The 13,889-nt window shown below is 35.3% G+C and carries 15 protein-coding genes; 13 read left to right on the top strand and 2 right to left on the bottom strand.

Going from position 1 to position 13,889, the window contains the following annotated elements:
* Positions 1–7 precede the first annotated feature (7 nt).
* Both AC1EUU_RS12720 and AC1EUU_RS12715 read left to right on the top strand, forming a co-directional pair.
* Complete coding sequence (locus AC1EUU_RS12720) at positions 8–1,306, top strand: dihydrolipoamide acetyltransferase family protein (protein WP_480201809.1); 1,299 nt, start codon at positions 8–10, stop codon at positions 1,304–1,306.
* Between the two features lie 72 nt (positions 1,307–1,378).
* Positions 1,379–3,388, top strand: a complete 2,010-nt coding sequence (locus tag AC1EUU_RS12715) for an alpha-ketoacid dehydrogenase subunit alpha/beta (RefSeq protein WP_480201808.1) — start codon at positions 1,379–1,381, stop codon at positions 3,386–3,388.
* On the opposite strand, the gene AC1EUU_RS12710 is transcribed toward AC1EUU_RS12715, so the two are convergent.
* Positions 3,382–4,677 carry a M20/M25/M40 family metallo-hydrolase gene (locus AC1EUU_RS12710; RefSeq protein ID WP_480201807.1) on the bottom strand — a complete coding sequence of 432 codons (1,296 nt, stop codon included), beginning with the start codon at positions 4,675–4,677 and terminating at the stop codon, positions 3,382–3,384. The two genes, AC1EUU_RS12715 and AC1EUU_RS12710, sit on opposite strands and share 7 nt — an antisense overlap.
* An 89-nt stretch (positions 4,678–4,766) precedes the next feature.
* Here AC1EUU_RS12710 and AC1EUU_RS12705 point away from each other — a divergent pair, with 89 nt between their 5' ends.
* From AC1EUU_RS12705 to AC1EUU_RS12685, 5 genes are all read left to right on the top strand, one after another.
* Positions 4,767–5,870 carry a bestrophin family protein gene (locus AC1EUU_RS12705; RefSeq protein ID WP_480201806.1) on the top strand — a complete coding sequence of 368 codons (1,104 nt, stop codon included), beginning with the start codon at positions 4,767–4,769 and terminating at the stop codon, positions 5,868–5,870.
* A gap of 12 nt (positions 5,871–5,882) precedes the next feature.
* The gene (locus tag AC1EUU_RS12700) at positions 5,883–6,992 is read left to right on the top strand and encodes a bestrophin family protein (protein ID WP_480201805.1); all 1,110 of its coding nucleotides are present in this window, start codon (positions 5,883–5,885) and stop codon (positions 6,990–6,992) included.
* A gap of 64 nt (positions 6,993–7,056) precedes the next feature.
* A complete protein-coding gene (locus AC1EUU_RS12695; RefSeq protein WP_480201804.1) occupies positions 7,057–7,836 on the top strand; it encodes a M48 family metalloprotease in 780 nt (259 codons plus the stop codon).
* A 107-nt stretch (positions 7,837–7,943) separates the two neighbouring features.
* Complete coding sequence (locus AC1EUU_RS12690) at positions 7,944–8,210, top strand: hypothetical protein (RefSeq protein WP_480201803.1); 267 nt, start codon at positions 7,944–7,946, stop codon at positions 8,208–8,210.
* 14 nt (positions 8,211–8,224) lie between these two features.
* Complete coding sequence (locus AC1EUU_RS12685) at positions 8,225–8,755, top strand: inorganic diphosphatase (RefSeq protein ID WP_480201802.1); 531 nt, start codon at positions 8,225–8,227, stop codon at positions 8,753–8,755.
* Between the two features lie 72 nt (positions 8,756–8,827).
* On the opposite strand, the gene AC1EUU_RS12680 is transcribed toward AC1EUU_RS12685, so the two are convergent.
* Positions 8,828–9,262: an ankyrin repeat domain-containing protein gene (locus AC1EUU_RS12680; RefSeq protein ID WP_480201801.1), complete on the bottom strand. Its 435-nt coding sequence runs from the start codon at positions 9,260–9,262 to the stop codon at positions 8,828–8,830.
* A 225-nt stretch (positions 9,263–9,487) separates the two neighbouring features.
* Between AC1EUU_RS12680 and gpmI the strand changes: the two genes are divergently transcribed.
* From gpmI to AC1EUU_RS12650, 6 genes are read left to right on the top strand one after another with little or no spacing between them, the layout of a single operon-like run.
* Positions 9,488–11,002, top strand: a complete 1,515-nt coding sequence (gene gpmI / locus AC1EUU_RS12675; RefSeq protein ID WP_480201800.1) for a 2,3-bisphosphoglycerate-independent phosphoglycerate mutase — start codon at positions 9,488–9,490, stop codon at positions 11,000–11,002.
* Positions 10,999–11,517: a thioredoxin family protein gene (locus AC1EUU_RS12670; protein ID WP_480201799.1), complete on the top strand. Its 519-nt coding sequence runs from the start codon at positions 10,999–11,001 to the stop codon at positions 11,515–11,517. Before gpmI ends, AC1EUU_RS12670 begins: the two co-directional genes overlap by 4 nt.
* A gap of 40 nt (positions 11,518–11,557) precedes the next feature.
* Positions 11,558–11,962, top strand: coding sequence for a BT0820 family HAD-type phosphatase (locus AC1EUU_RS12665; protein WP_480201798.1), 405 nt, complete (start codon positions 11,558–11,560; stop codon positions 11,960–11,962).
* A 9-nt stretch (positions 11,963–11,971) separates the two neighbouring features.
* On the top strand, positions 11,972–12,790 hold the full coding sequence (gene map, locus AC1EUU_RS12660) for a type I methionyl aminopeptidase (RefSeq protein WP_480201797.1): 819 nt from the start codon (positions 11,972–11,974) through the stop codon (positions 12,788–12,790).
* 2 nt (positions 12,791–12,792) lie between these two features.
* Positions 12,793–13,110 (top strand): cupin domain-containing protein, encoded by a 318-nt coding sequence (locus tag AC1EUU_RS12655; RefSeq protein ID WP_480201796.1) that lies wholly within the window; start codon positions 12,793–12,795, stop codon positions 13,108–13,110.
* A 6-nt stretch (positions 13,111–13,116) separates the two neighbouring features.
* On the top strand, positions 13,117–13,884 hold the full coding sequence (locus AC1EUU_RS12650) for a class I SAM-dependent methyltransferase (RefSeq protein ID WP_480201795.1): 768 nt from the start codon (positions 13,117–13,119) through the stop codon (positions 13,882–13,884).
* Positions 13,885–13,889: the final 5 nt, after the last annotated feature.

Below are 13,889 nucleotides of genomic sequence, written 5' to 3'. Positions count from 1 at the left end.
AACTTAGATGTCAAAATTAGAATTAAAAATGCCCAAAATGGGTGAAAGTATTACCGAAGGTACTATCATCAATTGGTTGGTCAATGAAGGAGAATCGTTTGAAGAAGGCGATGTGCTTTTAGAAGTAGCTACCGATAAGGTTGACAATGAAGTGCCTGCACCAAGTGCTGGAACTTTGGTTAAAACCTTATTTCAAGCTAAAGATGTAGTTCCCGTGGGTGTAGTAATTGCTGTCTTAGAAAGTTCTGAAGAAGTTTCAGAAAAAAAACAAGACGTTATATCGAACGACGTAGACACTTCTCAAAAGAAAAAGGCAGCCAAAAAAGTAAAATCTACTCAGACGGCTGTTACAACTTCAACCAATTTTTCAGTAAACAATACTAACACTTTTTTTTCACCGTTAATCGTTTCAATTGCAAAAGAGCATCATATTAGTTTTGAAGAATTAGCAAGAATTCCCGCTACAGGAAATGAAGGGCGCTTGCGAAAAAGTGATGTATTTCAATATATAGAAGAAGGAAGACCTTACAAATTTGCACAACCAGTAGTGCAAGACCCAACAGCGTATCGTATTCCTCAGTTAAATTTAGATAAAGGCTCTGGTAAGATTGTAGCGATGGATCGTATGCGTCAAATGATTGCAGATCGTATGGTGTATTCAAAACATACGTCTCCACATGTTACTGCATATGTTGAAGCCGATTTAACCAATATGGTTAATTGGCGAAATACAAATAAAAAAGCCTTTCAAGAAAAATATAATGAGCGCTTAACCTTTACTCCACTATTTGTTGAAGCCGTTGCTAAAGCAGTAAAGGATTTCCCTATGATCAATGTGTCTGTTGACGGTTCTAATATAATAGTTAAAGAGAATATCAATATTGGAATGGCTACAGCGCTACCAACTGGAAATTTGATAGTTCCGGTAGTTAAGAATGCTGATACGAAAGATTTAAAACAACTAGCCTCTGAGGTAAACGACTTAGCTTCAAAAGCAAGAGAAAATAAATTAGGAGGTGATGACATTAAGGGAAGTACTTTTACAATTTCTAATGTTGGTACGTTCGGAAGTGTTATGGGAACGCCTATTATAAATCAACCCGAAGTAGCTATTCTTGCATTAGGTATTATTAAAAAACGACCAGAAGTTATTGAAACCGAGAATGGAGATGAAATAGCTATAAGAAGCATGATGTACTTATCACTATCTTTTGATCATCGTGTAGTAGATGGTTTCTTAGGGGGAAGTTTTGTGCGTCGTGTAGCCGATTATTTAGAGAAGTTTGATGTTGATAGAAAAATTTAAGATTTGGAAGTAAAAACAAGTAACAAAACAATATTAAGAGAAGCCTATTCACATCTTTGCACAGCAAAGGCAATGACTGAACTCTTCGAAGAAAATTTTAAAGTAGTTTCAAAATATGTACATGCAACTTCTAGAGGTCATGAAGTAATTCAAATAGCCTTAGGAATGCAATTGCTTCCTCAAGATTATGTTTTTCCATATTATCGTGATGATTCGATTTTGCTATCAATTGGCATGCAACCTTATGATTTAATGCTACAAGTTTTGGCAAAGCGTGATGATCCGTTTTCAGGAGGACGCACCTACTATTCGCATCCAAGTTTAAAAGACGCCGACAAACCGAAGATACCACATCAGTCATCTGCTACCGGTATGCAAGCCATTCCAGCTACAGGAGTTGCAATGGGTATGCAATACTTAGAAAAACAAGGTTTAAAAAATACTATTCTTAGTGAAGTACAACTTTCAGATGAACTTCCCATTACAGTTTGTTCATTGGGAGATGCATCGGTAACGGAAGGTGAAATTGCTGAAGCTTTTCAAATGGCTGCTTTAAAACAAATGCCAATTCTTTATTTAGTACAAGATAATGGTTGGGATATATCGGCCAACGAAGAAGAAACGAGGGCTCAAAATGCTGCTGAATATGCCGCCGGATTCCATGGTCTCGAAGCGGTTTCTATTGACGGGGCCAACTTTGAAGAAAGTTATAATGTACTGCAAACGGTGATTGAAACAATACGAAAGGAGCGTCGACCATTTTTAGTACATGCTAAAGTTCCTTTATTGAATCATCACACCTCGGGTGTTCGCATGGAATGGTATCGCGATGATCTTGATGAAGCTCGCTCTCGTGATCCATACCCTAAATTAAAAGAGCTACTTCTTGAAAACGGATTTTCATCAAAGGAACTTGAAAAAATAGAATCATCTGCTAAAGTAATCGTAAAAAAAGATTATGAAAGAGCATTAAATGCTGAAGATCCTAAACCTGAAGATTTATTTACGCATGACTTCGCTCCTACTTTAATCACCGAAGAAGTTGGTGAACGTTCACCTAAAGGAGGAGAAAAAGTAGTAATGGTAGATTGTGCACTTTTTGCTATTGAAGAATTAATGGCAAAGCACAAAGAATGCTTACTATATGGCCAAGATGTTGGAGGAAGGCTTGGTGGTGTTTTTAGAGAAGCCGCTACATTAGCCCAAAAATTTGGTGATGACCGCGTCTTTAATACACCTATTCAAGAAGCATTTATAGTAGGTTCTACTGTTGGCATGAGTGCTGTAGGTTTGAAACCCATAGTTGAAGTGCAATTTGCAGATTATATCTGGCCTGGGTTAAATCAATTATTTACCGAAGTAAGTCGAAGTTGTTATTTATCGAATGGTAAATGGCCAGTTTCAATGATCTTACGTGTACCGATTGGTGCTTACGGAAGTGGAGGGCCATATCATTCATCATCAGTAGAAAGTGTTGTCACTAATATTAGAGGTATTAAAATAATATATCCAAGTAACGGTGCTGATTTAAAAGGGTTGATGAAAGCGGCATATTATGATCCGAATCCTGTAGTTATTTTAGAACATAAGGGCTTATACTGGAGTAAAGTTAAAGGCACAAGTGGAGCAACCTCTTTGGAGCCTAGTGAAGATTATGTGTTACCCTTAGGGAAAGCTTGGTTACTACAAGAAATTTGGCCACAAGAAGAAGTAGAAACTGCATCTATCATAACTTATGGTATGGGTGTTCACTGGGCTTACAATGCAACAAGAGATATGAGGGACACAATTGAAATAATTGATCTTAGAACTTTATATCCTCTTGATGAAGATACCATTATGAAATCTGTTAAGAAAACCGGGAAATGTTTAGTTGTTACTGAAGAACCTTCTAATAATAGTTTTGCTTTGGCCTTAGCAGGAAAAATTCAAGAAAAGTGTTTTAAATATTTAGATGCTCCAGTTATGACTATTGGTAGTGAAAACATGCCTGCAATTCCATTAAATTCAACACTAGAAGAAACAATGATTCCTTCTACTGAAAAAGTGAGAGTCAAGCTCGAAGAGCTATTAAATTATTGATTTATCAATCGATAAATTAAAATAGCGGCTCTTTTTGTTAGTGCCTCAATTGTATTAAGGTTTACTGTTTCTTCAGGGGTATGTGCTCTAGACCCCATAGTACCCAATCCGTCAAGACAGTCAACATATTCGGCAACAAAAGAAACATCTGCAGCCCCTCTTTTAGATGGATCATATCCTAGTACTTCGCCATAACCTAAATCGACACTTACACCACTTAGTACCTTTAACAATTCTTTATTTCCTTCTGTTGGACCCATAGCCGGATAGCTATCAATAAAAGAGATTTTTGCTGAAGTTTGTGGTAAATTATTTGCAACGATTTCACGCATTTTTTTCCGAGCATTTTCTTTTTGTTCTTCAGAAATGAAACGTAATCCGCCATCTACAACAGCAGTTTGAGCTACCACATTACTTTTACCAAATGCATTTCCTTTACTATTCGCTTCATCAAAATCAACAAAGGTGCCTCCAAGTAAAACTCCAGGATTGAATGTTAAATACTTCTCTCCCTTAACTTTTGTGTAAAATTCATTTAAGATTCTAGACATTTCAAAAATAGCTCCCGCTCCCACTCTATCATTAAATACGCCTGAAGAGTGTGCACGTTTTCCCTTCACCTTTAATTTCCATCCAGAAGAACCTCTCCTGGCGATGGTAGCGTTATTAAATCCGGTAGCATTTTCAAAACCTAAAGCAATATCACTGCGTTTAGCAGCATCGATCAAATCTTTTCTACTAATACTTAACGGCTTTCCGGTACTTTCTTCATCACCCGTAAAGGCAACGATCACCTGTCTATTTTTTAAAAGCCCATTTTCTCGCAAAGCTTTCAAGGCATACAAAATAATTACATCGCCACCTTTCATATCATTTCCTCCAGGTGCGTGCGCTATACTATCATTAACCATCTTAAACTCTTGAAACGGACTATCTTCCTCAAAAACAGTATCAATATGACCAATAAGTAATAGTTTCTTTCCTTTGGTGCCAGAAGTCTCAGCAAAGAAATGACCTGCTCGGTTCATTTCTTGCGGCATCTCTATCCAATTTGTTTTAAAACCAATACCGTCAAAAGCATCCTTAAAAACCATTCCAACTTTTTTCACACCCTTAAGATTCATGGTACCACTATTAATATTTACCACCTCCTTTAAAAATTGAATCGCCTGTTGATTATTATTTTCAACTGACTTTGCAATCTTTTTTTCTACCCTCGATAATTTTTGAGCTTCACAGTAGCTGTTCTGAATTATTAAAAATAAAGCCGCTAAAAAAAGTTTTCTCATAATCTATGATTTTTGAATTCTTAAAGTTATGAAAATCTTAATTGAATTTGATTATCATGAAATTTGTATATTTCGATTAAAAATTTTCAATGTATACCAGACGTATTTTCCCTATAAGAGGTGTTATTCGATGGACGCGCCGCCATATTTACTTATTTCTATTATTAGCTACTATTCCAGTAATTTTATATGAAATTTTTCGCTGGAAATGGTTACACATACCATGGCTTCCACTGGGTGTGCTAGGTACCGCTGTAGCTTTTATTGTTTCTTTTAAAAATAATGCCTCTTATGACCGACTTTGGGAAGCTCGTAAGATCTGGGGAGGCATTGTAAACGCCTCTCGATCATGGACAGTTATGGTAAAAGATTTTATAACCAACGACCATGCTGAGAAAAAATTATCTGATGACAAATTGTATGGAATTCATAAAGAACTGGTACATCGCCATGTTGCCTGGTTGACAGCTTTGCGCTATCAATTGCGAAAAGATAAACCATGGGAAACACATCTAAAAAGCAGTAAATCGAATCGTGAGTTTCGTGAGACACAATTATATGTTTATGAAGATCAAGTACCTATTGAAAATGTAATTAAAGATTACATCTCAGAAGAAGAATATCAAGAGCTTTTTGCTAAAGGTAATCAAGCATCTCAAATTTTGGGAATTCAATCTAAACGACTGCGTGAATTGAAGCAGCAAGGATATATTGAAGATTTTAGGCATATGGAAATGAACAATATGATCACCGAATTTTATACACTACAAGGCAAAAGTGAGCGCATTAAGAACTTTCCATACCCCAGACAATTTGCTACATTAAACTATATTTTCATGTGGTCTTTTGTATTGCTAGTACCGTTTGCAATTATGGAAGAGTTTCAAGTTATTGGCGAAAAAATAGTTGATTATTTAACTGAAAATCCCGCTTACTTCGAAATTTCACAACGGATAGAGCTTTTTATAGGCAAACATTTTGTTTGGTTTTCAATTCCGTTTAGTGCGTTGATTGGTTGGGTATTTCATACCATGGAAGCAATTGGTGAAAACACTGAAAATCCTTTTGAAGGTGGCCCCAATGATGTACCAATAACAGATATGAGTAGAGGTATAGAAATAGATATTCGGCAGTTAATTGATGATACTGATATTCCTAAGCCCTACGAGTGGAAGAATGATATAGTAATGTAATAATTTAAAAAAATGTATACCAAAAGAAACTACTCCATTAAAGATATGCTGTCGTGGACGCGACGTTATATCTATATTTTTATTGTACTATCACTGATTCCCGTTTTACTTTATAGCGGTTTACATTGGTATTGGTTACATCTACCTTGGCTACCTATAGGTTTAGTAGGTACAGCTCTAGCGTTTATAATTTCCTTTAAGAATAACGCATCATATGGACGTTTGTGGGAGGCGCGTAAAATTTGGGGTGGTATTGTAAATGCCTCACGCTCATTTGCTATTATGACAAATGATTTTATTACCAATGAACATGCAAAGGAAAGACTTTCTGATGAAGAGTTTTTTAGAATTAGAAAACAACTAATTCTTCGTCATGTGGCATGGATGACCTCATTACGTCATGCCTTACGCACGCCAAAGCCATGGGAAATATCAAACTATAATAAGTCTGACAGAGAATATATTGATAATCGATTGAAAGTTAAAGAACGCACAACAAGTCTAGATGAAGAATTAACAGGCTATGTGTCTGACGAAGAAAAACAGTTTATTTTAAGTCAGCGTAATAAGCAAGGCGCTTGTTTAAATTTGCAATCGAAACAACTGCGAGCGCTAAAAGAAAAAGGGTATATCTGGGAATTTTCATATTTAGAAATGGAAAATATGTTGGTAGAGTTTTTTACGCTTCAAGGAAAAGTAGAGCGTATTAAAAATTTTCCATACCCCAGACAGTTCGCTACCTTAAATCGTTTTTTCATTTGGATTTTTGTGTTTCTATTACCTTACGGAATGATGCATGAGTTTAATGGAATTGGCAATCAAATTGTTGAATTGGCTCAAAGCTGGAAGCCATATCCGCAGGGAGGATATCATCATATTATTGAGTTGATAGGAAAGTATTTTGTTTGGTTCACTATCCCTTTTAGTGTGATTATTTCATGGATCTTTCATACGATGGAACGCATAGGTGAAGTGTCAGAAAATCCGTTTGAAGGCACGCCGAATGACGTACCAATTACCACCATGTCTCGTGGTATCGAAATTGACATTCGTCAAATTATTGGAGATGATCCTAACGATATACCCGAGCCTATTCCTACGGTTGAAGGAGCACAGATGTAATACTAAATGATCAAATCAAAATATTTGTATCTTTAGCTTTCATTAATACAAAAACTAAAAAAATATGTTAGGAAGAAGAAGCGGAGGGTTTAAAATACGATTGTTGATTGGTGCGGGTATTGTACTTTTTTCATTATTTCAATATTATTCTAGAAGAGAAACGAATCCTTATACCGGTAAAAAACAAAGTATTGCACTTACAGCTGATGAAGAAATTAGACTCGGCTTAGAGAGTGCTCCGCAAATGGCGCAACAACATGGAGGTTTATATCCAGATCAAGCTGCTCAAAATTTAGTAGATCGCGTTGGGCAACGATTAGTAAATAGTAGTGTCGCCAAAAAAACTCCTTACAGATACGATTTTCACTTGCTTCGTGATCCGCAAGCAATCAATGCGTTCGCATTACCTGGTGGGCAAATATTTATTACCTATGCACTATTCTCAAAACTAGAAAATGAAGATCAGCTCGCTGGTGTTTTAGGGCACGAAATTGGCCATGTTTTAGGTCGTCATTCAGCCGAGCGAATGGCGAATCAGGGACTTACTCAAGGCATTTTATCTGGAGTAATGGTAGGCGGCGGTGCCGATACCGGGCAAATGGCTGCTATGATTGCTAATGTAATAAATATGAAATATGGTCGCGGTGATGAGCTTGAAAGTGATGACTTAGGTATTAAGTTTATGATCAATGCAGGATATCAACCCGAAGAAATGATAGGAGTTATGAAAATATTAAAAGCTGCTGCTGGCCCAAATAGAGTACCTGAATTTCAAAGCACACATCCTGACCCTGAGAATAGAATAGAAAAGATTAAAGAAGCTATCCGTAAATATAGGCAATAGCCCTCATAGGTTTGTTATTGTAACATTTTCACCTTTTTAACTACCAATATTATAAGTGTATGTAATTATATGCTTACAAATATTCATTAATCAAAAAATCAACTATTATGCCTGGCGGTGGATCAATTCAAGGAATGATCACTAGCTTAAAGAATAATAAACGCCCAAGAGCTAGTGCATTCAAAAAGTTAAAAAGGTATCAGAACGTTAAGTACAGCGAAGGGAAAATTGAAAAAAAAGCGACGCCCAAACAACTTAAGTTAATTAGAGAACGTATTCAAAATCAAAACAAGAGGAATCAAACATTTAATATTGTTTTTGTAACGGTAACACTAGTTATTCTCTATATTCTGTTTAATTTTGTCAAGTTTTAAAAATTTGATGAATTATGATGAATCCTTGGCACGAGGTAAGCATAGGTGAAAATACACCTGAAATAGTTACTGCAATTGTAGAAATTCCTAAAAATACACGCGCAAAATACGAGTTAGATAAAGAAAGTGGTATGCTAAAATTAGACCGTGTACTTTACTCGTCTATGTACTATCCAGCAAATTATGGTTTTATTCCACAAACATATTGTGATGATAATGACCCTTTGGATATTGTAGTGCTTTCGCAAGAAACTATTGTGCCAATGTGCTTAGTTGATGCTAAAGTAATTGGAGTAATGCGTATGCTTGACGGTGGCGAAAAAGATGATAAAATTATAGCTGTAGCAGCAAACGACATGTCTGTAAATCACATTAATTCTATTAAAGAATTACCTCGTCACTTTTTTAGGGAACTTAAAAATTTCTTTGAAGACTATAAAAAATTAGAAAATAAGACTGTGGTTGTAGAAGAGTTTCAAAATAAAGAAACAGCATTAGAAATTGTAGCACAAAGTATCGTGGATTATAACAAAAACTTTAAATAATAGAATGTCATTAAAAGCGAAGTGAAGAATCTTAATTAAAAGATTTTTCGCTCCGCTCTAAATGACACCTATTTAAGCTCTTCTCTTTTTTCTTTTATTCTTTCTTTCAAGCTTTTTAGCCTCTATTGCATCAGCAATTATCTTATAAGTATCGTGCGCTTTAGACATTTTAGCATACTGTAATGCTGAGTAACCTCTATCAGATTTAATTTTTAAATCTGCGCCATTACTAATTAATAGTTCAACTATTTCTGATTTATTGTAACGAGCGGCATACATTAAAGGAGTCATCCCCTTAGACTTCTTATTTACGTCTGTACCAGCAACAATCATACTTTTAACTGCATCAATGTCACCTTTTGTAATTAGCTTACAAAAAGTACTCACTTCTGTACTATATACAGATTCAACTTCATCAAAAGAGTTTGTGTTTAGATCCGTTGCAACCGGAGCTGCATTTACAGTTAGCCCTAAAGCTAAAACTGAGGCAAAAATTAATTTTTTCATGATAATTAGGTGTTAAGTTTATACCCTAAAGGACGACAATAACATAACTCTTGTTACTTGCTTTAACAATGTTTAACCCAAATTTAACGACGGCTAAACAAACTGTTAAAACTGTTAACTTTGTTAAAAAATGCAATCGTTATCGTAAAATCAAAGTTCAGGAAACAAATAGCTCTTTTAACTTTAGTACTTTTATACTTTGTTTAATTTTGAAGATTATATTTAATGCAAAAAAAGGTAATTCTACTAATTCTTGATGGTTGGGGCATTGCAAAAAACCCTGAAGTATCTGCTATTGATCAGGCGCAAACTCCATTCATAGATACTCTTTATAAAAAATACCCTCATGCTACACTTAGAACTGATGGCCGCCATGTTGGCCTCCCCGAAGGACAAATGGGAAATAGTGAAGTGGGTCATATGAATTTAGGTGCGGGTAGAATTGTGTATCAAGAACTTGCGAAAATAAATATTGCAGTAAGTGAAGGAAAGCTTGAGAATGAGAAAACCCTACAGCATGCCTTTTCGTATGCAAAAACAAATAATAAGAACATCCATTTTTTAGGGTTGGTATCTGATGGCGGCGTACATTCACATATTAATCATTTAAAAGGATTAGTTGCTGCTGCAGCTAATTCTGGTGTGAACAGTTTTGTTCATGCTTTTACTGACGGCCGTGATGTAGACCCAAAATCTGGTAAAGGATTTATTGAAGATTTAGAGCTTTTTCTATCTAACAACAATAGTAAACTTGCTTCTATTGTTGGGCGCTATTATGCAATGGATAGAGATAAGCGCTGGGAACGTGTCAAACTAGCCTATGATCTTTTGGTAAATGGTATTGGTCAAAAAACAACTAACCCGATAGATGCTATTCAACAAAGCTATGACAATGGTGTTACCGATGAATTTATAAAACCAATTTTAGTAACTGATTCTAAAGGAGAACCTGTTTCGGTCATCAAAGAAGATGATGTTGTTATTTTTTTCAATTTTAGAACTGATCGAGGTCGTCAATTAACTCAAGCTTTATCACAACAACATTTCCATGAGCAAAATATGCATAAAATGAACTTGCATTATGTAACCATGACCAATTATGATGATACCTTTAAAAATATTGAGGTAATATATCCTAAAGATGACCTTACCGAAACCTTAGGTGAAATTTTAGCTAAGAATGGTAAAAAGCAAATCCGTATTGCAGAAACCGAAAAATATCCACATGTTACATTCTTCTTTTCGGGCGGCCGTGAATCTGAATTTGACGGTGAGAAACGACTCTTATGTCCTTCACCAAAAGTACCTACATACGATCTTCAACCTGAAATGAGTGCGCAAGATATTACCGATGCAATTTTACCAGAGTTAGATAGGCAAGAAGCAGATTTTATATGTTTAAATTTTGCAAATACCGATATGGTGGGACATACAGGAGTATTTGAGGCTGCCATTAAAGCCGCTGAAACCGTTGATAAATGCGTAGAAAAAATCATTAATTCAGCTCAAAAGAACAATTATACTGGTATAATTATTGCTGATCATGGTAATAGCGAAGTAATGATTAATGCTGATGGCTCGCCAAATACAGCGCATACCACCAATCCAGTTCCTATCATTATAGTAGATGATGATTTTGAAGCTGTAAATAATGGTATTTTGGCAAATATAGCTCCAACAGTTTTAAGTTTAATTGGTATAGAAAAGCCAGCAATTATGAACGAAGACTCTTTATTATGAAAAAAATCATCTTCTTTTTACTATTTCCTGTAGCCGTGTTGGCGCAAGAAAAAATAACAATTACACAAAACAGGGCTGATCATATTGGAATAAAAACTAAGAAAGATTTTAAAGCAGAGCCTCATGTAAAATGGTTTGATGAAAGCTATAATAATTATGAATTAGATCAAAAAACCGTTAAAAAACTTGGTAAGCTTAAAGAAGGTATTCGTATAAAAGTATTTATGTCTGTTTGGTGTCATGATAGTCATCGAGAAGTACCTCAACTATATAAAATATTAGAAGCCATAAAATTTGACTTCAATAATTTAGAAGTAATAGCACTAAACAGGGCCAAGAAAACACCCAATAACCTACAAGAAGGCTTTAATATTAAAAGAACACCTACATTTATTTTTTATAAAAACGACATAGAAATAGCTCGTTATGTAGAAAAGCCTAGAGCCTCTTTAGATAAAGATCTTATTAAAATTTTTAGTGGAAGGCCTTACAAACACTCTTATGCAAATAATTAAACTTTAAAACACTAAATTTGCAAAAATTAAAAGAGGGACTATGTTGCCGAAAGATCATTTGATTATTGCAATAGATTTTGATGGAACCATTGTTGAGGATGCATATCCAGAAATTGGTGAACCAAAGATATTTGCATTTGAAACATTAAAAGAATTAGAAAAAGATGGGCATCGTTTAATTCTTTGGACCTACAGAAATGGATCACGTTTGCAAGAAGCGGTTGATTTCTGTAAAAAGAAAGGGATTGAATTCTACGCTGTTAATAAAAACTATCCTGAAGAAATATTTGAAGGGAAAGTAAGCCGTAAAATCAATGCCGATATTTTCATTGATGATAGAAATATAGGAGGCATGCTTAGCTGGGGAGAAATCTATCAAAAGATAAAAGGTAATCCTAAAGCTGATATATCAAAGAAAAAGAAAAAAAGCTTTTGGCGTTTTTAAAACCTAGTTATGATTAAGATAAAAACTGCAGAAGAGATTGAATTGATGCGCGAAAGCGCATTAGTGGTATCAAAAACATTAGGTATGCTTGCTAAAGAAGTGAAGCCAGGTGTTACTACCTTACAGCTCGATAAGCTTGCTGAAGAATTTATTAGAGATCAAGAAGCCGTTCCCGGATTTTTAGGACTATATGATTTCCCTAATACCTTATGTATGAGTCCAAATGCTCAAGTGGTACATGGCATACCAAACGATAAATCTTTAGAAAGTGGCGATATTATCTCAATTGATTGCGGCGCGATTAAAAATGGCTTTTATGGTGATCATGCCTATACCTTTGAGGTTGGAGAGGTAGATGAACCTACCAAAAAGTTACTACAGGTCACCAAGGAAAGTTTATATGTAGGAATTCGCGAATTCAAAGCGGGCAATCGCGTTGGAGATGTAGGGTTTGCTATTCAAAATTATTGTGAATCACATGGCTATGGTGTAGTTCGCGAACTAGTAGGCCATGGCTTAGGTAGAAAAATGCATGAAGATCCTGAAATGCCAAATTATGGAAGACGGGGTCGAGGAAAAAAATTTAAAGAAGGGATGGTTGTCGCCATTGAGCCTATGATAAATCTAGGAACTCACAAAATAAAACAACTCAAAGATGGTTGGACAATTTTAACTCTTGATGGAAAACCTTCTGCTCATTTTGAGCATGATGTTGCTATTGTAAACGGCAAACCAGAATTACTTTCTACATTTGCTTATATCTACGAAGCCTTAGGTATAGAGAGTAATGAAGAGAATGAATTTCGTCAAACAGAAATAGCCTTATAATCATGTTTAAAGATATTACCAGCATTCCCTTAAAAGAAATCACGAAAGGTATTCGTGCACGCTTTGTTCATACTAACAATTTCACATTAGGCTATGTTTCATTAGATGAAGGAGCCATTTTACCAGAACATTCTCATATACATGAACAGACAAGCCAAGTAATGGAAGGAGAACTGGAAATGACCATCGAAGGCAACACTACCATCCTTAAACCCGGAATGATTGCGGTTATACCAAGTAATGCTAAGCACAGCGCTAAGGCCTTAACAACTTGTAAGGTGGCAGATACATTTTGTCCTGTTAGGGAAGATTATAAATAGTCTCTTTTGAAACTATTTAAATACATACTCAATACCATCCCACGCCCTTTTTTAATTAAAGCCAGTTATTGGGCACGCCCAATATTTGCTTTTTATTTAACGGGAAATAAATATACAGATCCGATTGACGGGAAAAGCTTTCGAAGGTTTTTACCATATGGATATGGAAATCAAAGACCTAATGTACTTTCACCTAGTACACTTTCATTAGAAAGACATCGTTTACTTTGGTTATACCTAAAAAATGAAACCAATTTTTTTGATAGTGAACAGCCAAAGCATGTACTCCACATGGCTCCAGAACAATGTTTCTTAAAGCGCTTTAAAAGTTTAAAACATATAACGTTGGTTACAGCCGATTTATACTCTCCGATCGTAGATGTAAAAGCAGATATCTGTGATCTTCCGTTTAAGGATAATGAATTCGATATTATTTTCTGTAATCACGTATTAGAGCATATCACAGATGATAAAAAAGCTATGCAAGAATTATATCGTGTTATGAAACCTGGTGGTTTTGGTATTTTTCAAATTCCTCAAGATTATTCACGTGAAATCACCTATGAAGATTTTTCTATTACATCTCCCGAAGAACGCGCTAAACATTTTGGGCAATATGACCATGTGCGTGTTTACGGCAGTGATTATTTTGACCGATTGCGATCTGTTGGCTTTAAGGTTGACGAGGTTAACTACTCGAAAAAGATAACTGAAAAAGATATTGACAAATACCGTTTAATGAAAGATGAAATTTTGCCAGTATGCTTTAAATAATTTGG

This window comes from Maritimimonas sp. 2205BS37-2, from assembly GCF_056591755.1.
The sequence above is the reverse complement of the archived record's forward strand: the minus strand, read 5'-3'. Positions and strand labels throughout refer to the sequence as shown.

Coding starts and splice junctions, on each gene's coding strand:
- AC1EUU_RS12680 (WP_480201801.1), bottom strand. CDS start 9,262: ATGAAAAAATTAATTTTTGCCTCAGTTTTAGCTTTAGGGCTAACTGTA.
- AC1EUU_RS12705 (WP_480201806.1), top strand. CDS start 4,767: ATGTATACCAGACGTATTTTCCCTATAAGAGGTGTTATTCGATGGACG.
- AC1EUU_RS12685 (WP_480201802.1), top strand. CDS start 8,225: ATGATGAATCCTTGGCACGAGGTAAGCATAGGTGAAAATACACCTGAA.
- AC1EUU_RS12700 (WP_480201805.1), top strand. CDS start 5,883: ATGTATACCAAAAGAAACTACTCCATTAAAGATATGCTGTCGTGGACG.
- AC1EUU_RS12695 (WP_480201804.1), top strand. CDS start 7,057: ATGTTAGGAAGAAGAAGCGGAGGGTTTAAAATACGATTGTTGATTGGT.
- map (WP_480201797.1), top strand. CDS start 11,972: ATGATTAAGATAAAAACTGCAGAAGAGATTGAATTGATGCGCGAAAGC.
- AC1EUU_RS12690 (WP_480201803.1), top strand. CDS start 7,944: ATGCCTGGCGGTGGATCAATTCAAGGAATGATCACTAGCTTAAAGAAT.
- AC1EUU_RS12655 (WP_480201796.1), top strand. CDS start 12,793: ATGTTTAAAGATATTACCAGCATTCCCTTAAAAGAAATCACGAAAGGT.
- AC1EUU_RS12665 (WP_480201798.1), top strand. CDS start 11,558: ATGTTGCCGAAAGATCATTTGATTATTGCAATAGATTTTGATGGAACC.
- AC1EUU_RS12720 (WP_480201809.1), top strand. CDS start 8: ATGTCAAAATTAGAATTAAAAATGCCCAAAATGGGTGAAAGTATTACC.
- AC1EUU_RS12710 (WP_480201807.1), bottom strand. CDS start 4,677: ATGAGAAAACTTTTTTTAGCGGCTTTATTTTTAATAATTCAGAACAGC.
- gpmI (WP_480201800.1), top strand. CDS start 9,488: ATGCAAAAAAAGGTAATTCTACTAATTCTTGATGGTTGGGGCATTGCA.
- AC1EUU_RS12670 (WP_480201799.1), top strand. CDS start 10,999: ATGAAAAAAATCATCTTCTTTTTACTATTTCCTGTAGCCGTGTTGGCG.
- AC1EUU_RS12715 (WP_480201808.1), top strand. CDS start 1,379: ATGACTGAACTCTTCGAAGAAAATTTTAAAGTAGTTTCAAAATATGTA.